We start from the raw sequence: 20,806 nt of genomic DNA, 5'->3' as shown, positions 1-20,806 counted from the left end.
GGAATGCCGAACGGTCGAGAGTGTCGGCATTGGTCAGCTGTCTTTCTTCCCCCGGTCGGTGATTAAGGCGCCGCATCTTTTTATTCTTCCTTGAAGGCTCGCGCGACCTGATCCATGAGAGGCTTCGTCAAATATGCCAGCGCCGTTCGTTCGCCGGTCTGTATGAAGGCTTCGACCGGCATGCCGGGAACGGGCGTGACCTGGCCAAGCCTCTGCCATTCGCCATCGGAAACCTTGGTACGGACGACGTAGTAGCTGAGGCCCGAGCGCTGATCGCTCGTCAGGTCTGCTGCAACACTGGTCACGACACCATTCAGCTCCGGCGTGTTCCGCTGGCTGAAGGCAGAAAATCTCAAATGCACCATCTGTCCGATGGACACTTGATCGATATCGGTCGGCATCAGCTTGACTTCGGCAACGAGGGCATCGCGATCCGGAACGATCTGCATGATCGCTTCTCCCGGAGCGATGACGGCGCCGGATGCGTGCACGGCAAGCTGATGCACAATGCCGCCCTGCGGCGCGCGAATGTCGATACGTTGCAAATCATCCTGAGCAGCGACCAGGCGTTCGGAATATTCGCCGATATCTCCCTCGGCCTGTCGAAGCTGGTCGGAGACCTCGCTACGCTGGTCATCATCGATCTGGATGATCTGGAGTTCTGTTTCCGTGACCTTACCCTTCGTCTGTGCTTCGGTCGCGACGAGGTTGCCGAGCTCGCCAGTGAGGCTCGCGGCCTCACGCTGCAACGCATATACCCGGTTGGCGGGAACGAGCCCTTGATCGAACAAGCGCTGAATGCTTTCCAGTTCCTTTTCGATCAGCGCAATCTCCTGGCGCTTGCCGGTTTCCTGGGCGACCAGACCCTCGGCTTCCTGCTTGAGTTGCTCGATCCGCTCACGCAATTGCGCCTTTCGCCCCACCAGCGATGACCGGCGGTTGGCAAAGAGGCGTTTCTCGCCCTCGATCGAGCGCGCGGCCTCTGGATCGCTGGCCTTTGCCAGCAACTCTTCGGAAAAAGCGATCGACTGTGTGCCGTCGCGTTCCGCTACAAGCCGAGCCGTCCTTGCGGAAAGCTCGTTCAGCCGCTTGGTTACGATGGCGAGATTGGCGCGGGTCTGGGTATCGTCCAAATGGATGAGGATCTGGCCGGCTTCCACCAGATCTCCATTCTTGACGAATATCTGGCCGACGGTACCGCCTTTCTGATGCTGTACCGGCTTCACATAAGTGTCAACGACGACCATTCCGGAGGCGATGACCGCGCCTGAAAGGTGGGTGGTGGCAGCGAGACCGCCCATCACACCGCCGAGTAGGACGACGATGCTGAGGGCGGCTACCGTCAGCTTGCGGATGGCGCCTTCCGCCGATGGCGCTCCGACATCGCTCATGTTCCCGTCTCCTCGCCGCCGATCAGCAGGCGCATCGGCTGCGGGGTCGCCGTGGCTGGCCTCGCCGTGGTCTTTTTCAATACTTCGTCCTTCGGACCGAAGGCCTGCATCTGGCCATTGCCCATGACAAGAACCTGATCGACTGCCGTGAGCGCGCTCGGCCGGTGTGCGATCACAATCGCAATCCCTCCCCTCGCGCGAACCCCAGAGATCGCTTTCGTCAGGGCCGCCTCGCCATCGGCATCAAGGTTGGAATTAGGCTCGTCGAGAACCACCAGAAACGGCTCGCCATAGAGTGCGCGAGCAAGCGCTATGCGCTGGCGCTGACCGGCCGAGAGCACCGATCCCTGTTCTCCGACCTTGGTGTCAAACCCATCTGAAAATTGCACGATCATGTCGTAGACGCCAGCTGCCTTCGCTGCGGCGATGACAGTCTCGGAGTCGGCCTTTGGGTCAAACCGTGCAATGTTCTGCGCGATCGACCCATCGAAAAGCGAGACATCCTGTGGCAGATAACCGAGATGGCGGCCGAGTTCGTGCGGATCCCACTGGGTAAGGAGAGCCTGGTCGAGCCTTACCGCGCCGCCCAAGGGCAACCAAAGGCCGGTGATTGCGCGGGCGAGTGTGGATTTTCCTGATGCGCTCGGACCGATAACGCCAACTGCCTCTCCTGCCGAAACCTTGAAGGAGACGCCGCGAAGAATAGGGCTGCGCCCGCCCGGCGCGGCGATCTGCAGGTTCTCGACGATCAGGTTTTCCCGCGGCGCCGGTAGATCGACCTCGCGCTGCTCCGACGACATGAGCGTCATCAGCTTAGTCAGCCGCCCCCAGCTTTGCCGGGCGGCAACGAAGCCTTTCCATTGCCCGATGGCGAGTTCTACGGGCGCCAGGGCGCGGCTCACCAAAATGGAACTAGCAATCATGATGCCGCCAGTTGCCTCCTGACGGATCACCAGAAGGGCGCCGACGGCGAGCACGCCCGACTGCAGCATCATGCGCAGGATTTTCGATGCCGTCGCCAGCCCGCCCGTGACCGTGCTGGCGGCAACGTGGTTTGCCAGATATTTTCGGTTGAGCTCGGTCCAACGCTCACCGATGAAATGGCCGAAGCCCATGGCGAGGACGGCTTCCGAGTTCCGTTTGGTCGCTTCGGCAAGATTGATGCGCTCGGCGGCAAGCTTGGCTGCTTCCTTCGCCGGCTGCCGCGACCGAACCTCGGTAAGCATGGTCAAGGCGATAAGGATCAGTGCACCGGCAAGCGCAGTCACTCCGATCCAAATGTGGAAGAGGAAACAAAGGAAAAGATAGAACGGCATCCAGGGCATGTCGAACAGCGCGGTCGGCCCCGGTCCCGACAGAAAACCGCGGACGGTATCGAGATCCCGCACGCACTGTAGCCCGTCGCCCGGCATCTGCATGCGCGACGGCAATAAGACGAGAGAGCCGTAAACGCGGTCACCGAAACGTTCGTCGACCGCAGTGCCAACCCGGACGAGCAACATCGACCGGATCAATTCCAAGACGCCCTGGAAGACGAACAGCGTTGCGGCGATGATCCCGAGTCCCACCAATGTCGGCAGGCTACGGCCGGGAATGACCCGGTCGTAGACCTGAAGCATGAAAAATGAGCCGGTCAGAGCAAGGATATTGATGACGCAGCTTGTCAGGCCGACTCCGAGGAAGGCCTTTCGAAGCGACGAGAGAACCGCCACAAGGAATACTTGTGACGACTGTTCTGCAGCCTTGTTCAAGACGATTTCCTCTTTCTCACGCTGCAGCCGTGAAGCGGAAATCATCCTGGTGCAGGCTTGTCAGCGCGACGTTCTTCAAAGTGATCGACGTGTTGGCGTCATGAGTAATCAACGTGTCTGCTCCGACCTGGGTGGCGGCCGCCATCACCGATGCAAAATCCGCGAAGAGGTCGTCACTGATGTCGAGGACATCACCAATGCCCGCACCGGCGGAGAAATCTGTCACCGTATCTTTGCCGAAGTCAGCCTTGAACACGAAAGTGTCATTTCCACCCACCCCGCGAAGAGTGTCGTTGCCAGCCCCGCCCTGGATTGTATCGGCGCCATACGTCCCCCAGATGATGTCGTCGCCGGCGGTCTGCTGGTCGGCTACATAGCGTGCCGCGATCTGAGTCTTGTTCCAGACGGTGCCGTCGGCAAAACGAACGAATTCGACACCAGCATCGCCCCAGAGCTGGTTATCGACAACGATGGAGCCTGTCATCCCTTGGAATGACAGCTTCATGTCGTTCACATCGCTCGTGACGTGTGAGAAGACAACGTCTGTTACCGCAATTCCGGCACCAAACTCGAGGACGTTGTTGCGGCTGCTTTGGTAGTCGAAGATAGCGTCGTCGCCATCGCCGACGTTGTACACGTAGACGTCGTTACCGCCGCCGCCGTCCAGGCGGTCGTTGCCCGCCCCGCCGGCTAGACGGTCGTTGCCATCGTAGCCGGCAATCGTGTCATTGCCGGCGCCGCCGACTACATTGTCGGATAGGTTCGTTGCCCAAATGGTGTCATCACCATCCGTCGTTTGACCCGCGACATATCGACGAGCGATCTCGGCATCATCCCAGATCGTGCCGTCGGCGAACCGAATAAACTCGACGCCGGCGTCGCCCCAGTGCTGATTATCGAGCACGATGGAGCCAGCCATCGATTGAAATGTCAGTTTCATATCGGCCGCATCGCTCGCGACACGTGAAAACACTACGTCCGCTGCCGAAATTCCGGCACCGAATTCGAGAACGTTGTTGCGGCTGCTTTGGTAGTCGAAGATAGCGTCGTCGCCATCGCCGCCGTTGTACACGTAGACGTCGTTGCCGCCGCCGCCGTCCAGCCGGTCGTTGCCTGCCTCGCCGATAAGACGGTCGTTGCCGTCGTAGGCTACGATCGTGTCATTGCCGGCGCCGCCGAATACGTTGTCGGATAGGTTCGTTGCCCAAATCGTGTCGTCACCAGCCGTCTTTTGATCTGCAACGTATCTGCGAGCGATCTCGGCATCGTCCCATAGGGTGCCGTCGGCAAACCGAATGAACTCCACACCGGCGTCACCCCAATGCTGATTGTCGAGCACGATCGAGCCGGACAATGAGCGGAACGTCAGCTTTATGTCGGCCGCGTCGCTCGCGACGCGTGAAAACACCACGTCCGCTGAAGAGATCCCCTGCCTGAACTCCAAAACATTGTCGCGACTGCCGGTGTAGTCGAAAATCACGTCGTCCCCATCGCCTGCCTCGTAGACGTAGACGTCGGTACCGCCGCTGCCGTCAAGGCGATCGTTACCTGTCCCGCCGACCAGACGATCGTTGCCGCCAAAGGTAGTCAGGGTGTCATCGCCCGCACCACCCGTTGCCAGGTCGGATAGATTCGTACCCCAGATGATGTCGTTGCCGGACGTCTGCTGGTCCGCAACATACCGACGCAACATCTCTGTTTCGTTCCAGACCGTACCATCGGCGAACTGAATGAACTCAACACCCGCATCGCTCCAAAGCTGACCGTCGAGCGTGATCGATCCAGACATCGAGCGGAAGGCGAGCTTAATATCGTTCGAGTCTGCGGCAACGCGCGCGAAAACAACATCGCTGGCGTCTATTCCAAGTCCAAGTACGAGTCGATTATCACGAGACCCTCGGTAGTCGAAAATGACATCATTTCCGTCGGCGGGTCGATAAATATAGGTGTCGGTGCCTTCCTTGCCTTCAAGTCGGTCGTCGCCCGCACCCGCATCGATGATGTCATTCGCCGTCGTTCCGGCAAGTGTATCGTTACCTGAGGTTCCATAGATTGCCAGCAGCCCCGTGAGCGCAGTATCCAACGCGCCCGCGGCACCACCGAGAACCTCGCCATCCTTGAAGACGATCGACTCGACGCCTCCGGCAGTATCGAATTGGTTCTTCAGCGTAATCGTTTCGCCGGTTGCGAGGACTGTGATGATCAAGTCGCTTGCGGATGTTGTCGACCGAGCAAAGAGAACTTGACTCTTGAGCAAGTCATCCAGCCTGAGAACATCGCTATCGGTTCCCGACGTCGGCTCGTCGATGATGTCGTTGCCATCACCTGCAAGATAGATGTACGCATCACTGCCGGCCCCGCCCTTCAAGGTGTCGTTGCCCAGTCCTGCACGCAACACATCTGCGGCCGAAGATCCGGTGATGATGTCGTTGCCGACGGTGCCTCCAGTATAGGCGATATGTGTCAGCATGTCCGCCCGCGTCCAAATCGTGCCGTCGGCAAAGACGATCTTCTCAAGGCCGCTCTGATAGTACTCGTTGAGATTGCCCTGGAGCAGGATGGAGCCGCCATCGCCCGCACCCGCCGCACTCTCGGCGATGACAAGCGTCACATCGTTGCCGTTGCGCACCAGCGTCACGTCGCCGGGATTGATGCCGGACAACACCAGCCGGTCGTCGGTATCCCACATGCCCGAATCCGAGATCGTTTCGTTGCCGTCGCCGCGGGAATAATAGATCGTGTCGTTGCCCCAGCCGCTGTCGATCGTGTCGTTGCCGATCCCGCCGGTGATCGTGTCATTGCCATCACCGGCATTGATCGTATCGTTGCCGGCGCCGGCATTGATGATGTCGGCCGCGTTGAAGCCGGTGATCACGTCGTTGCCTGACGTCGATGCCTCGGCCAGCACTGCTGCCCGCATCGTGTCACGCGTCCATATCGTGCCGTCGGCAAAGACGACTTTCTCAAGGCCGGTCTGATAGTATTCGTTGAGATTGCCCTGGAGCATAATGGAGCCGCCGTCGCCCGCACCCGCCGTACTCTCGGCGATGACAAGCGTCACATCGTTGCCGTTGCGCACCAGCGTCACGTCGCCGGGATTGATGTCGGACAACACCAGCCGGTCGTCGGTATCCCACATGCCCGTATCCGAGATCGTGTCGTTGCCGTCGCCGCGGGAATAATAGATCGTGTCGTTGCCCCAGCCGCTGTCGATCGTGTCGTTGCCGATCCCGCCGGTGATCGTGTCATTGCCATCACCGGCATTGATCGTATCGTTGCCGGCGCCGGCATTGATGATGTCGGCCGCGTTGAAGCCGGTGATCACGTCGTTGCCTGACGTCGATGCCTCGGCCAGCACTGCTGCCCGCATCGTGTCACGCGTCCATATCGTGCCGTCGGCAAAGACGACCTTCTCAAGGCCGGTCTGATAGTATTCGTTGAGATTGCCCTGGAGCATAATGGAGCCGCCGTCGCCCGCACCCGCCGTACTCTCGGCAATGACCAACGTCACATCGTTGCCGTTGCGCACCAGCGTCACGTCGCCGGGATTGATGCCGGAGAGCACCAGCCGGTCGTCGGTATCCCACATGCCCGTATCCGTGATCGTGTCGTTGCCGTCGCCGCGTGCGTAATAGATCGTGTCGTTGCCCCAGCCGCTGTCGATCGTGTCGTTGCCGATCCCGCCGGTGATCGTGTCATTGCCATCACCGGCATTGATCGTATCGTTGCCGGCGCCGGCATTGATGATGTCGGCCGCGTTGAAGCCGGTGATCACGTCGTTGCCTGACGTCGATGCCTCGGCCAGCACTGCTGCCCGCATCGTGTCACGCGTCCATATCGTGCCGTCGGCAAAGACGACCTTCTCAAGGCCGGTCTGATAGTATTCGTTGAGATTGCCCTGGAGCATAATGGAGCCGCCGTCGCCCGCACCCGCCGTACTCTCGGCAATGACCAACGTCACATCGTTGCCGTTGCGCACCAACGTCACGTCGCCGGGATTGATGCCGGAGAGCACCAGCCGGTCGTCGGTATCCCACATGCCCGTATCCGTGATCGTGTCGTTGCCGTCGCCGCGTGCGTAATAGATCGTGTCGTTGCCCCAGCCGCTGTCGATCGTGTCGTTGCCGATCCCGCCGGTGATCGTGTCATTGCCATCACCGGCATTGATCGTATCGTTGCCGGCGCCGGCATTGATGATGTCAGACGTGTTTGATCCGGTAATCACATCGTCGCCTGGAGTACCGGCAAAGTTCACCAGCATCGCTCTGAGATCAGCTCTGCTCCACACCGTGCCGTCGGCGAAGACGATCTTATCAAGGCCGCTCTCAAGGTATTCGTAGAGATTGCCCTGGAGCAGGATGCTGTCGCCATCGCCCGCACCCGCCGCACTCTCGGCGATGACAAGCGTCACATCGTTGCCGTTGCGCACCAGCGTCACGTCGCCGGGATTGATGCCGGACAACACCAGCCGGTCGTCGGTATCCCACATGCCCGAATCCGAGATCGTTTCGTTGCCGTCGCCGCGGGAATAATAGATCGTGTCGTTGCCCCAGCCGCTGTCGATCGTGTCGTTCCCGATCCCGCCGGTGATCGTGTCATTGCCATCACCGGCATTGATCGTATCGTTGCCGGCGCCGGCATTGATGATGTCGGCCGCGTTGAAGCCGGTGATCACGTCGTTGCCTGACGTCGATGCCTCGGCCAGCACTGCTGCCCGCATCGTGTCACGCGTCCATATCGTGCCGTCGGCAAAGACGACCTTCTCAAGGCCGGTCTGATAGTACTCGTTGAGATTGCCGCTGAGCAGGATGGAGCCGGCGTCGCCCGCACCCGCCACACTCTCGGCGATGACCAGCGTCACATCGTTGCCATTGCGCACCAACGTCACGTCGGCGGGATTGATGCCGGACAACACCAGCCGGTCGTCGGTATCCCACATGCCCGTATCCGTGATCGTGTCGTTGCCGTCACCACGGGCGTAATAGATCGTGTCGTTGCCCCAGCCGCTGTCGATCGTGTCGTTGCCGGTCCCGCCGGTGATCGTGTCATTGCCACTACGGCCATCGATCGTGTCCGCTCCCGCACCTGCGGCGATGACATCGTCGAAATCAAAAGCCGTGACCGTGTCGTCACCCTCGGTCACCTGGGCAGCGATCAACCGAACGATGATGTCGAACTTCGATAGAATCGTGCCGTCAGCGAACGCAAACTGCTCGACATCGTTCATGTCCCAGACGGCGATATCGTATTCGTTCCGAATGAGAAGAGAGTCATTCGATCCGGCAAGCGTTATCAGCAGGTCGTAGTCGCCGACACGTTGGAATGTGACGTCATCAACGTTGACGTTGCTGTTGAACCGGACTGTGTCGTTATCGGAATAGAGCACAATGCCATAGCTCTCTTGGACGATGTCTTGTCCGTCGCCATAGCCGAAGAAATAGGTGTCATCGCCATCGCCACCTGCGAGGTAGTCGTTGCCTGCCCCCCCATCCAGGGTGTCATTTGTCCAGAATCCGTAGATGGAGTCGTTGCCTGCCGTTTTCATCGAAAGCAGATATTGGCTGCGGATGTCGGCGGCGTTCCAGACAACGCCATCTGAGAAATGGATCTCATCGACCTGGTCTGGTCGATAATTTATGGCATTGTAAGAGAATTGGCCGATCAGCGTCAGCGTTTCGCCGCTGTCGCGAAGCCTTATGACGAGATCGCTGCTACCTGCATCTCGAACTAGCTGAATGTCAGATGCGACTACCTGATCGTTGAAAATGATCTTGTCGAAATCGCCGCCATTCAGAGCGCCGGCGCCACGCTCCTGGATCGTATCGTTGCCGTAGCCATGGCCCCATACGTAGGTGTCGTTGCCGTTGTAACCGTACAGGGTGTCGTCGCCGGCCCCTCCATCAAGTATGTCGTCAATATCCAAACCTTCGATGATGTCGGCACCGCTCGTTTTTTCCGACGCGATGAGCATCGTCGCGAGTTCGTGCCAGGAAATGCTCTGGTCGCCCGACGTGAAATCAATGCGCTCGATACGGTCGAAGAAGATATTTCCAAAGACACCAGATGCGGCGTAGGCGAACTCGTTCTGGAGCGTAATGCTTCCCTGACCACCATTGACGTAGATAACAATTGAATGGCGGTCGCCATCCACCCTGCCGAAGCTAATATCCTCTCGGCCGATACCTGCTCCAAATCGCAGGAAGTCATCGGTTCCGGACAGAATGTTGGTCATTCGATCCTGAATGACGTCGTGACCGTCTCCAAGCGCATAGAGATAGAGATCGCTCTGATTTCCGCCGGAGATGAAGTCGTCACCCTTGCCAGCCCGCAGGATGTCTTCGCGCTCCATGCCATAGAGCTCGTCATTTCCATCAGTAGAATGGGCTTGCAACACGATGCTGGCGACCTGATCGCTTGTCAGGCTGCTGCCGTCATCGAACGTGAACAGGTCGATGCGGTTCATGTACCAGGTGCCATAAGGACCGGTATAGGTCGCAGCGAATTGTCCTTGGATGGTAATCTGGTCGAGCGGACTATTCTTGAAGCGGATGACGAGATCGTTCGATGCGCCATCGCGGAGGAATATCAGATCCCCACTACGGATGCCGTCCAGGAACTGAAGCATATCCTGGTCATTGCGGAAGGCATTGCCCTCGAAGTCGTGGATCGTATCCTGCCCGTCGCCACGACCGTAGCGATAAATATCAGTATCACCGCCGCCCTCGAGCAGGTCGTCTCCCTTACCACCCTGCAGGACATCGATGTCCTCCGTACCTGTGACGTGGGTCGATGCATCATCGATCTTCGAAACGGCTTCGGCAATGTCCACCTTAGTCCAAACGCTGCCGTCCTTGAATACGATCTGGTTGATTCCGAAGTCGTGGGAGGCGTCGCTAATCATCAAGCCAGGCCAGCGCCCTTCGAACTCGTTGGTGATGCGCAATACAGCGCCGGTGACCTTATCGGTCAGAAGCAGGTCGATACCATCGCGCGAGGCTATGATGTCGCCGGCATTGTGGGCGGAGAAGCGGACCGTATCGACGCTGCCGCCGAGACCATCGTCGTCAAAGATCTCAGTCGAGCCGAAGCTCTTGCCGATAACATAGTTGTCCGAGCCTGTCCCGCCGCGAACGACCGTTTCGCCACCATCGACGATCAGGATGTCGTCCTGTCCGCTGCCAATGACCACGCCGGTTCCGGTGAAGAACAGATCCTGCGCCATGCCGAAGGCATGCGCGAAGTCGACGACTGAGATGCCGCCGGCATGCTGCTCAACCGCGTTGAGCATGTTCTGCACCAGGAAGGCATAGGTGTTCTTCTGAGATGCCGATCCACGGGAATAGTCGGACAGGAATACGTCGAAGAAAGGCTTCCAATCGGTGAGCCATGACACGGCGTCGCTGCTTTGCTCGGCATCGGCAAGAAGCGCAGTGAAGACAGCGGCAATCTGCGAGCCGCTCTTCGAGGTGAAGCCGTCGCTTTGGGCATTATAGTCGATGCTATCGAAATAATGCGCAAGGGGACCGCTTTGCACCGCCAGCCGAACCGCAAAGAGGTCGAGGGCATCATCCATCTTGTCGAGGAAGGCCGCAACCGCCTGGTAGCCGGCGGTGGCGGAGTCCGGAACATCGAAGAACGCGTGCAGCGATTCACCGATCAACCGTTCATAGAAGGAGAAGTCCGAGCCGGAGATCGTGTCGATGACGACGCCGCTGCCGAGCGTGTGATTGGCCGACGATGCAAGATTGCTGCTCCAGTCGGCCTTCTGGTAGTTGTAGATGCGCAGGTAGTCGTCACCGTCGCGGTAATCGAGATAGGATACCGAAACGCCGTTATGCAGTTCCGTTCCGGTCGTGACGACAATCGATGAGTCGCCACCCGTCCATTGCGATAGGAGGCTGGAGAGCTCGCCGCGTCCCGACGTACCCTCACTGCTCGAGACGATGACGCCCGAGGCCATCCGGATGCCCGGAATGTCGGACGTGCTGTCACCGGCGGAGGAAACGCCCCAAGCGTAATCGACGACATTGCCGTCTTTGCGAACGATCGCAAGGTCGTCATACGCGGTCAGGCCCGCGGCGCCTGTTATAATATCAGCACCAATCTTGACCGGAGAGCCTTCAGCCCATGCCGTCAGGATAGGCCGGATTGCCTCGCGCAAGTCCGATAGGACCGGCGACGTCAGCGTTTGGACTGCAGCGCGCACAGCCGTCTCGGCTGTCGGAAGAACGCTCAGTGCCTCGTGCAAAGACACGAGGGTGCCACGCCCCTTAAGGTCGGCAAGGTCGAGGACCGACTGGGAGACCTGGATCGGAGCACCGACATAGGTGGTGTTCTGGTTGTCGAGACTGAGCAGCACGTCTGCGATCGTGCGAACCGTACCGTCAGCGAGCGTATAGCCTGCGGTGCTGGTGATTGTATTTCCATTGACCGTCTGGGTCGTGGTTCCGGTGTTCGGCGTCACGTTGATCGAGGTAATGCCACGATCCACGACACTCTTGAGCTCACCGGTATCGGTGCGGTGGTTCTCGTTGGCATCCTGCCAGACGAGAAGTGAGGAGAAGCTGTCGGCCGATGTGACCGTACCATCGCCATTGAAGTCTGCGAGCCCACTATCGTTGGCGTCGACCTTACCGTCGTGATTGCCGTCGAGAAGGGCGAGTGCGGCGAGTCCCGAAGTGGTGGCGTTGCCGAACATCTCGTCGGAACCAGTGATCTTGCCATCACCATTAAGGTCACGGACAAGAACGCCGTCGTCCTTGCCGACGAAACCGGATGACTCGGCATAGAGATCGTTGTCGAGATCGAGCTTCGATTTGGAGCGATCAAGCGCCGTGAGTTCGATGCCGTCACCATCGAGGTCGAGGACGAGAGGATCCTGACCACCCCAGGGATAATGACCCGTCATCGTCTTGATCATCAGGCCGAGAATGTCGAACGCGCCCTCGCCGAGCACGGAATACTGCCCCTTCATATCGAGCGTAATGTCACGGAAGCGGACGAAGTACATATGGTATTCGGCCAGGAAGATCCCGCCTGGCCCAACTTCGCCTTCGCCGCCTGGGCCCGCCGTCGCCTGATCCTTCCAATTGAGGACATACATCGTCGCGACGCCATCCGACGGGGTCCCATCGGCATTGGCCACATGCCAGAATGCATTGCGGATGACGAGTTCTCCCTCGGCATTCAATGCATAAGCTGTTCCATACGGACCCCAGGCATAGGGATCCTCCGACGCTTCGTTTTTGAGGCCGCCATAAAGCGTCAAGACACCGCCGAGCGCGATGCGGTCTTCGCTGCTGAGGTCAGTCACACCGATGCCGTTGGTGAACCAGATCTTGTCCTGGCCCTCACCGGTGGTGATGATCGAGCCGAAGTCGGCACTGATCAGCACATCATCATGATCGCTGAGCTTGACCTGATCGGCGCCTTGAACATGCAGCGCATTGTTGTAGCCAAGCGCTCCCTTGGCCGCGTAGTCGACAATGGTCAAGAGTTCCTGATCGTAACCCTGCCATTGGAATACGTTGTCAAGCGTGTAGACGTCATCGTGGTCCGACGTCACACCGTTGAGGTAGTTAATGCCGTGCGACAGCCCAGAGTAGTCGACGACATCGACGTTTTCAGTGAAGGCGTTAGGGCTCAACCTCTCGCCAGCCGGCACCTCGGATTGGATACGCCCGGATTTGCCCATATCGATGAGGATGGGTGCATCGAGTGCGGCATCGTTCAAAACAAGTTCGTCAGCTCGGTCTGACAATTCGACCTTATCGATCGAAAGAAGGATGTCAGTACCTTTTGCGCCGCTATTGGCGTCCTCTATAGTTATTTTAATGGCCTCAGCCTGGCCGAGCGTGGTTTTCTGGAGATCGGTGACGCGAAGGCCTTGTGTGAAGTCAGAAAGATCTCCGGTCGCCTCGGGATCCGTTGCTGACGCACCCGGATCAACCGTGTATCGGACCGTGTCTGTTTCGGTGCCGAATACGAGCCACTCGAGGAAATCAGTTAGAAGGCCAACCTTTTGATCGCTGCCGACGTAAATATCGTTATCGTTCTTATGGCCAGTGTTTACGTTCTCTTCAGTGACCGAGTCGATGAACAAATCGTTTCCGGAACCCCCGATCAAGATGTCGCGGCCGCTATGTCCATCCAAAACATCATCACCGTCCGAGCCAGCAATTATGTTGTTCTTAGAGTTGCCATCGACCGCGTCGTCTCCATCGGTAGCAGCTAGCAATGACGCATGGTGCGGGTCGTATCCGCCGTACCACTCAGGCAGCTTTGTCTTGAGCGGATCTTCGGAAACCGAAAATTGTATCGCGCCGATTACCTCTTGGATCGGCTTGTCTTCTGAGCTGGGATACAGAGTATGAATTGCCTCCGTAACGACACTGCTTCCGATTGTATCAGCCGTGCGCTCGAACAGGCTCTCCAGAAGCGTCTTCACGCCTCGGATTTCGATAAACGCGTTAGGGTCGTCCTGCCCCAAGCGCCATAGTTCCTGGTTTATTTCAAGCGTAAGAATACTTGCTTGATCAGCGGTCTGGACTGCATCGCCATTCTCGTCAGAAAGCTGAACAACTCCTTGCTCGGGACGGTAGGGGCTTGATTCGCCGTAGTCGTGATAGTTGACCTGTCGAACAGCCATCAAACCGGCAAATTGCACGATTGCTTCCGCCAGACCATCCAAAGCACCTTCCAGAACTGCTGATGACTTCCCCGATGAGACTAGAACTCCGAGAGCATCAGCGTCGTCGAAAAGAGCGCGCGCCCCCGTGTTGCCGAAGATAAGATTGCCCTCGTCGAGTACGGAATAAGCGATCGCATTCAGCATCTTGCTGGCTGCCGTTCCATATCCGCCCAGTTGATCCGCTTCAGCCGCAACGCCAAGCTGTTCGTCAAAATATGCTTTGAACAGAGACCCGCCTACGGAACTCCAGCTCACATGATGTTCAGCATCGGCGTAAGTCGTGAGAACCATAAGCGCCTGAGAATGCAAGCTGATGGCATCCAGCAAGCCGCCGCCATAGGCATTCATGGGCACGATATGAGACTGTCCATCGACCGAGAGCCCATATACGAGAGCTGCCGCCGCGATGGCGTCGACCTGAGCCGCGTCTGCACCGCGAAGTTTGTCGATCAACAGATTCGTTGGTATCCCGAGAAACGGCCCAAGGACGCGCGCCAAAGCTGCCACCTCTCCATCCATTCGATAGGAGGTTACGCTCGTGGCCATGGGGAGCCTGAAACCGTTAATGGTTAGGCCTTCCCCTTTCAGCGCATCGAGAACTGTGTCGGCAATCTGCTTTGGATCGTCAGCGATTGTCAGGGTACTGAAAAACGTATCAAGCGACGCCGTAAGCGCGAGGCCTAAGTAGGGTATCTCGTTAAAAACAACAGTCTCGGTTCCTGTCAGAGACCCGATGAAACCAGCAAGACTACCGCCGAGGGAGTGACCGGTTATGATCACATTTGACGGTGTGGACGAGTCATAATCGTCATCGCTGGAGTTCCATCCGGGGAAGACTTCATGACCCGTTACGTTTTTATAGAATTCTTCAGCATAGTAGGGCTGGAGATGAACGATCGGGACACCTGTATCGTCGCCGGTCATCCCAAAGGAACTGGACCAGCCGGCAATTATGTCCTTTAACGTCTCGATCGATGGCCAGCCGCCATTGGTGATAAAATCCGTGCCTCGATAGGCAATTACCGTTTCCGCAGTCCCGCCAACTGTCCATTTATAGGAAGTGGCGCTAAAACCAGATATGCTTGCAGTTCCGTCAAGTACATCGCTGGACAACTTGTCGACTTGGGCATTTCCAATTCTATTGGAGAGTTCGTTCCCGTCCTTGTCTGTAACTTGCGGGTTATCTCCCCTTGAATATGCATCCAGAGCAAGCAGGGCCAACATTACGTTCTTGTCGGTGGGCGTCTCTGTCATCGGCTTCCATCTCCAAAGAATCTGGCGGGAGTTATTATGTAGCTAAACGGCAGTTCATTGCGTGGGCGCGAGACCCCTGGAGGATCGCGTGGAAAAATTTTTCCGGGCGCCACGGCGGTATCGAGCCAGGGGAGCCGTTCTCGCAATTTATTGGTGATAGGGTCAGTCGTTATTTCGATATCGAGACCTGTGAAGTGGATACCTGGGAAGTATCGACCGAAATCCGCGGACTGGATTTCAAATATCGTTTTGGGATCGGTTTCGTTCTTGAACGAGACAATCACAGGCAGTCTGCCCGTTTTTAGCTTGAAGGGACGGCGACCGCTCGCATCGCGTAGTGTTGCAAAGTCCGCTTCCGACAGCGAACCAATGCTATTCTTGATGCCAAGGCTCGTCAGTACTCCGGCTTCGTAAACTTGAGTCAGAGTGTTGTTCGGATCATGCTGGACCGGCAGGATATAGGCCGTACTTTTGTCTCCGAGATCGAAAATCAGCGCCTCGCCGTACAGACGTGTGACGCCACCATTTCCGATAAGGCTGCGCGTTACCTTGGAATAGGTGATTTCCATCACCGAGGAACTCTCAATCGGTCGGCCATCCACCGTAGCCGACGCAATAACCTTAAAGCGAACAGATGCACTCTCACCCTGGCAAGACGCGAGAGGCAGTGCGCAAAGTGATGCCAAGAGCGACCGACGCTTCATTAGCTGCCCATTTTTCAATCAAGAGTTTTTCGCTACGATGAGGGGCACAGCCTTCATTATAAGCGACGCGAGCACGCTCACTGTCTGCATGTTGGTGCCAAACCCACCGCAACGGATATCGCACACCCGGTCGAGGCGCGCTCAAAGTTGACATTTGTTGTTGGAGTTTCGGCGGCCAGCTCGATCAGTTCATCACGTTGCCAAACTCAGCGCTGCTTGCAGCCGCTGACGTGACACCGTTAGTCAGTTTTCCCAAGATTTCCCGATCGACTAAATGGGCGACCATCGGGTGGATCTTGATGTCTCCTCGCTTGGCAACCTGATGAAAATTCGCCAGAACCATCGTTGCCAGCTCGCGTGTGGGCGCGATCACGTCGAGCAACCAAACGACCTCACCGCTCTTCCAGTCTTCCGGCTTCAGGCGGGCCGGGAACACTCCCGCCTTAGCCTGCTCCGAAATACGAGCATCAACCTCGGCACTGACAGTCGCCCAAATGGCGATCGCCGGCGGCTCAATGCCAGTGACGGCCTTGGGTGTCGCGATGGCGATACGATCATTAATTAAGGGATCCACAACCAGATGATGGAGGTCGGATAACATCTGACTGCGGTAGCGTGGCACCGAGCTCATCGCTAGAACAACCTGCCCAAATGTTGATTGCAATGCCGCCTTAGCTCCGGCAAGCTTCTTTTTGGTTTCATCAGATAATGGGTTTTGACTTGATTTAGCCGACGCTTCCGTCGCAATGTTATTCATGTATCCCCAGCCCCATGGGTTTCGAGCAAAATGGCTCGATAGAGTTGCAATCGGTCTATGCGCGACTGCCAGATGGACATTACAAATTGAATGTACAATTGCAAGTGAAATTGCCGCGCTATGCTCTCTTTGGGTGAAAATTTCGTCCGTGTCCTCTTCCGGCCCTTGACGGATGAGGCATACCCTCTCGTCAACAAGTCAGCGACCGAACTCAGTCGACTAGTCGGGCCGGGTCCCGACTCGGCCGCACGAGCCGCTACGGCTATTGCGTGCCAAGTCGCCCGAACTGACCCGGCCGACGTTTAGCCGATGTCGGCTGGGCCAACTTGTAACGGGCGGGTGGGCTGGAGTCCTCACCGGGAATGAAGGCAAGAACGAGAAGCATGCCGTAGAAGAAACAGGTAATTCCCTGGATCGCAAGCGTCGGCAAGGGAATTGCGAAAAACCTCGGTAAGAAGACGGGCGCGAGCAGCAGCCAAAGCAGATATTGAGACCAACCAATGTCGCGAAGCCGACTCGATACCATGTAGAGCAGGCCTACAATGGTGATCGCTGTCATCGCAATCGCGGCAACCATGTAAAGCGTTTCGAAGAAGGAGCGGCGGGCAACGAGCTTGGCTGTTTCGGCATCGCCCGCTCCAGTTCCCATGGCCATCTGTATAGCCCCTTTGGCCGCCATAGCACGGAAATTTTGCATGTCCTCTGCCGTCGGCTTGCGGCCGGAGGCTGCAACCTGCTTCACCAACTCTTCTTGCCCTTTGAACATCAGCGGCATGTTTTTGCCGCTGACCTCTCCTCCGACGGCGGTCCCTGTGCGTGGCGCCATTAACTCACGCGCTGCCTGATCATGTTCGGCCATAATCAGGCGCTCGATCGGGTCCTTCGCAAAATCGAAGCAGAACATGAGCAGAAGCAGCACGGCGTAGGTGATGCGTGTTAGGCGCGATTGGCCAAAAATGGTCATCAAGTCCAGATCCATCTCGAGGTGAGCGGACGATGCTCGCTGCAGCTCAAGGATTCGCTAACGCAATACAACTAGTTTTACGGATATAGGTGAAAATCATCGAGTTTTTCCTTCGCCGCTTGGTCTGTTCTCAATTTTCGCATTTGGTCCATCGGCGTTGGACGCGGGTTTTGATCTGAAGTGACGGATAGCTGTTTGGATTGCGAGAGTCCTCTGCCTGTGAAGCTCTTGAACGGGTCGAAAGCGGTGAGAAGGATTGGCTGGTGCCGCGCCTTGAACGGTTCGAATACGAACTGCATCAATAGCTATGTGCCTGCCATGCTTTATCTTTTGTTCACCTGCCGGCGGGTTCCCTTCGATCCTTTATGCGATCTTCCTGGCCCAAAACGTGAACCCCATAGCAACAAGCCAAGTGCTGGCCTCGAAAATCTCTCGCCGCGCCAGCGACGTAGGAACGTCCTGGGCCGAAGCGGATGTCGACTGCGGGCCAATATCGGTTCCCCGGGGGAAGCTTCATGCGTGCGAGCCCCCATTCTTTTGGATAACTTTCCGCACATCGTAAAAGCGTCATACTATCTTGGCGGGGAATCCGGAGAGGGGCATGCAATATCGCCAGAGGTCGGTGCTGTTCGCAGCACCTTGGCTGATCATCGGAGCTGCCGCAGTCGGCGTTTCGGGCGGTATAACCGTTGCAGACTTCGAAAAGCCGGAACTGTTAGTCGCTGCGCTGTTTGTCGGCATTATCATTGGGATGGCCATTGAGCAGTTCCTAACCGCGACGAGCAAACAGCCGGGGCGTGAGAGGAGCAGATCACGCCGGGAAGAAAGGCGCTGGAACGAGCGCGTCATACAGGGCCCCTGGCTTCAGACCCCAGCTGCTCAGCTATCGCGGCCAATCGATGCCACGGATCAACTGCGTATCGTGATGCGTTCGAAGTTCACCATCCAACCATTGCTGAACAAGAGTGAAGCCCGGGTGTTTCGAGAACTCGACAGTGTCGTGATCGGCTGCAATTCGTCCTGGCAGGTGATGGCTCAGGTTTCATTGGGCGAGATCCTTCGAAGTGCCGACTCAGAGGCCTACAGCTGCATCAACTCCAAACGTGTCGACTTGCTGCTCGTGGACGGCAATTGCCACCCACGGCACGTCATCGAATACCAGGGCGGAGCGCATCACCAAGGCACCGCGGCCGCGCGCGACGCGGTCAAGAAGGAGGCGCTGCGACGCGCCGGGATCGGCTATTATGAGGTGGTGGCTGGCCAAACGACGCCGTCGGAACTCAGACAATTGGTCGAGAAGCTGGTGGACAAGCCGAGTGTCACCTAAAGCGATCTCATCACGAACGCATGCAGGGTCGAGCCTCTTCGACCGAAAGAAACGATCGTCTTGCCTTGATGGAAGTGAGGCGCACCCGGGGATGATCTCCGATTTCCAGGCAGTTCGCGAAAATCTGTTTCCGGCCAGTCGCGCAGCGATCAAGGACTGGAAGGGGTTTCCCTGGCATCGTGATCGAACCAATCGAATTCAGGCCTATAAGGCGCATTCGTCGCAAGCCATCGCAATCGATGTGTTCGGCACACTTAAGATGAGCACAGATCGCGACCGCATTTTCGACGCCATCGCCGAGCGTGTGGGAGTGGCACCGGGTGGCCCATGGACAGTGACACTCGAGTGGACTGATACCGATCGGCTTCTGGGAGAACCCAGGCTCACGCAAGTCGATGCACTTGCCGTCGGCTCCGCGGCCGCACTCGTCATCGAGTGCAAGTTCACCGAACCCGGAGGACAATGTAGCCAAACGGCTGCTTCTCGCTCAGGCCAACGTCAATGCAACGGAAACTACGAAGACCAAATCAACCCGGGGAATGGCGTGCGGTCGCGATGCGCTCTGACAGGCAAGAGCATCCGCTATTGGGAATACATCCCAAAGGTCTTCGAGCTCGATCCGGTTGTCGACCATGCGCCCTGTCCTTTTAGGGGAGACGCCTATCAGTGGATGCGCAACGCCGTGCTGGCGGCAGCGATAGGCAAGCGCCGAAACCTTCAAGCGGCTGCCCTGGCAGCCTTTGCCGATCACCCAAGCTTTCCAACGGCGCGGAAAGCGATACGGGGCCTGATGGATCCGGGCCTCGCCGGCCAAGGGGCGATCACGCCTATCTCCTACCAGCAGATCATTGCGATCGCCTGCCAAGCCGGTCGAGACCGAGCGCTCTGGGACGCGCTTTCTGGATGGATAGATCATAAGATCGCACGGGCAGCGTCGCGAAAATCAGGCTTCCAAGAGGTTTGAAATGGATGCTGATATCTGGAATCGAGCCTTCTATGACGACGGCGAGTGGGTTTCCTGGTCCGACGTGGAAGAACAACTCCAATACCACGAGTGGCGCGCCAAATATCCCAATGCTATCCGACATCTGATCCCGTATTTTCAGGACCTCTTGGCACTGGCCGAAAGCTACCACCGTGAGACAAGTCGTCATCTTGATCTGTACGGCGTCATTGGCGAACTGTTCGGCGCCATCACCTACGGGATAAAGCTGAACAAGAACTACGCGCAGGGTGCCGACGGGCGGCTTGGCAACGATCACGTGGAGATCAAAACCATCACGCCGTTCAAGTCCAACGATGAGGTTTCCGTGAAAGTGTCGGGGAATTTCAGCAAGCTGCTCGTCGTGAAGATCAACGCCGACTTTGAAGTCTCATCGCGGATGGTTGATCGCTCGAAGCTTCCTAAAACGGCTAAACCTCTGCTGAGGATAAGGTGGAGCGATCTGCCCAAAGCCCAATGACGACTTCATGCGTGATCGCGCTAGTGGCGGCCTACCCCTCGTCGTCGAGCGCCCTCACTTCTCCGCGCGGCAGACTTTCATCGCTCGACGTGGCAGCCATAATTCTTAATTCGGATTTTTAGAATGCGCGCGTATAGTCCGCTTGGGATCGCAGCATCCGTGCCTTGAGGGGTCGGGGGCAATGAACTGGAATACATCGTCGACATTCACACCCGTTGGACTTACGCTGCGCGGTCAGCCAGCCCACAAGATCGTTCGCACGCTCGGCGACGCAGCGCATATGCTGATCACGGACTGGCCTTCCGATGATGGCGAGGAATACGTCAGCGCGGTGAAGGCCTGCGTTGATGCGATCAGCGGTCAGATTGCTCCGGAGCAATTCCGGGAAGCGTTTCTGCGTGCGGCCGATGAGGCTGGTATTGCTGCACTAACCGTCGTTCACCGATGAGAACTGTTGAAGAAGCGCAAAGCGACCTGTTCGCACCGCGTGGGGCGGCTCGCGCTG

10 protein-coding genes are annotated in these 20,806 nt (G+C 57.6%); 4 read left to right on the top strand and 6 right to left on the bottom strand.

Translation table 11 applies throughout. The annotated features are described in order from the left end of the window. Positions 1–80: 80 nt before the first annotated feature. The 6 genes from AB8B31_RS33950 to AB8B31_RS33925 form a co-directional block, all read right to left on the bottom strand. On the bottom strand, positions 81–1,391 hold the full coding sequence (locus AB8B31_RS33950) for an HlyD family type I secretion periplasmic adaptor subunit (RefSeq protein ID WP_096771283.1): 1,311 nt from the start codon (positions 1,389–1,391) through the stop codon (positions 81–83). Further along, complete coding sequence (locus AB8B31_RS33945; RefSeq protein WP_245424573.1) at positions 1,388–3,187, bottom strand: type I secretion system permease/ATPase; 1,800 nt, start codon at positions 3,185–3,187, stop codon at positions 1,388–1,390. Before AB8B31_RS33945 ends, AB8B31_RS33950 begins: the two co-directional genes overlap by 4 nt. After that, positions 3,159–14,285 (bottom strand): calcium-binding protein, encoded by an 11,127-nt coding sequence (locus tag AB8B31_RS33940; RefSeq protein WP_439007669.1) that lies wholly within the window; start codon positions 14,283–14,285, stop codon positions 3,159–3,161. The genes AB8B31_RS33945 and AB8B31_RS33940 overlap by 29 nt, the downstream gene beginning before the upstream one ends. Before the next feature lie 797 nt (positions 14,286–15,082). Then, complete coding sequence (locus tag AB8B31_RS33935) at positions 15,083–15,655, bottom strand: hypothetical protein (protein WP_179874269.1); 573 nt, start codon at positions 15,653–15,655, stop codon at positions 15,083–15,085. Positions 15,656–15,974: 319 nt separating this feature from the next. Continuing rightward, complete coding sequence (locus AB8B31_RS33930; RefSeq protein ID WP_096772207.1) at positions 15,975–16,547, bottom strand: toxin-activating lysine-acyltransferase; 573 nt, start codon at positions 16,545–16,547, stop codon at positions 15,975–15,977. A 262-nt stretch (positions 16,548–16,809) separates the two neighbouring features. After that, complete coding sequence (locus AB8B31_RS33925) at positions 16,810–17,511, bottom strand: hypothetical protein (protein ID WP_143540782.1); 702 nt, start codon at positions 17,509–17,511, stop codon at positions 16,810–16,812. 601 nt (positions 17,512–18,112) lie between these two features. On the opposite strand from AB8B31_RS33925, the gene AB8B31_RS33920 reads away from it, so the two are divergent. From AB8B31_RS33920 to AB8B31_RS33905, 4 genes are all read left to right on the top strand, one after another. Then, positions 18,113–18,838 carry a DUF2726 domain-containing protein gene (locus tag AB8B31_RS33920; protein WP_096772210.1) on the top strand — a complete coding sequence of 242 codons (726 nt, stop codon included), beginning with the start codon at positions 18,113–18,115 and terminating at the stop codon, positions 18,836–18,838. A gap of 91 nt (positions 18,839–18,929) precedes the next feature. After that, positions 18,930–19,802, top strand: coding sequence for a PGN_0703 family putative restriction endonuclease (locus AB8B31_RS33915; RefSeq protein WP_096772211.1), 873 nt, complete (start codon positions 18,930–18,932; stop codon positions 19,800–19,802). A 1-nt stretch (position 19,803) separates the two neighbouring features. Beyond that, positions 19,804–20,301, top strand: coding sequence for a hypothetical protein (locus AB8B31_RS33910; protein WP_096772212.1), 498 nt, complete (start codon positions 19,804–19,806; stop codon positions 20,299–20,301). Positions 20,302–20,482: 181 nt separating this feature from the next. Then, complete coding sequence (locus AB8B31_RS33905; RefSeq protein WP_096772213.1) at positions 20,483–20,749, top strand: DUF982 domain-containing protein; 267 nt, start codon at positions 20,483–20,485, stop codon at positions 20,747–20,749. The last annotated feature ends 57 nt before the right edge of the window (positions 20,750–20,806 follow it).

This window comes from Rhizobium sp. 62_C5_N11_2 (genome assembly GCF_051811185.1).
In the GTDB taxonomy this organism is placed as follows: domain Bacteria; phylum Pseudomonadota; class Alphaproteobacteria; order Rhizobiales; family Rhizobiaceae; genus Rhizobium; species Rhizobium leguminosarum.
This window is presented reverse-complemented; position numbering and strand designations above follow the sequence as displayed.

Coding starts and splice junctions, on each gene's coding strand:
- AB8B31_RS33950 (WP_096771283.1), bottom strand. CDS start 1,391: ATGAGCGATGTCGGAGCGCCATCGGCGGAAGGCGCCATCCGCAAGCTG.
- AB8B31_RS33945 (WP_245424573.1), bottom strand. CDS start 3,187: ATGATTTCCGCTTCACGGCTGCAGCGTGAGAAAGAGGAAATCGTCTTG.
- AB8B31_RS33935 (WP_179874269.1), bottom strand. CDS start 15,655: ATGGAAATCACCTATTCCAAGGTAACGCGCAGCCTTATCGGAAATGGT.
- AB8B31_RS33930 (WP_096772207.1), bottom strand. CDS start 16,547: ATGAATAACATTGCGACGGAAGCGTCGGCTAAATCAAGTCAAAACCCA.
- AB8B31_RS33925 (WP_143540782.1), bottom strand. CDS start 17,511: ATGACCATTTTTGGCCAATCGCGCCTAACACGCATCACCTACGCCGTG.
- AB8B31_RS33920 (WP_096772210.1), top strand. CDS start 18,113: ATGCAATATCGCCAGAGGTCGGTGCTGTTCGCAGCACCTTGGCTGATC.
- AB8B31_RS33915 (WP_096772211.1), top strand. CDS start 18,930: ATGATCTCCGATTTCCAGGCAGTTCGCGAAAATCTGTTTCCGGCCAGT.
- AB8B31_RS33910 (WP_096772212.1), top strand. CDS start 19,804: ATGGATGCTGATATCTGGAATCGAGCCTTCTATGACGACGGCGAGTGG.
- AB8B31_RS33905 (WP_096772213.1), top strand. CDS start 20,483: ATGAACTGGAATACATCGTCGACATTCACACCCGTTGGACTTACGCTG.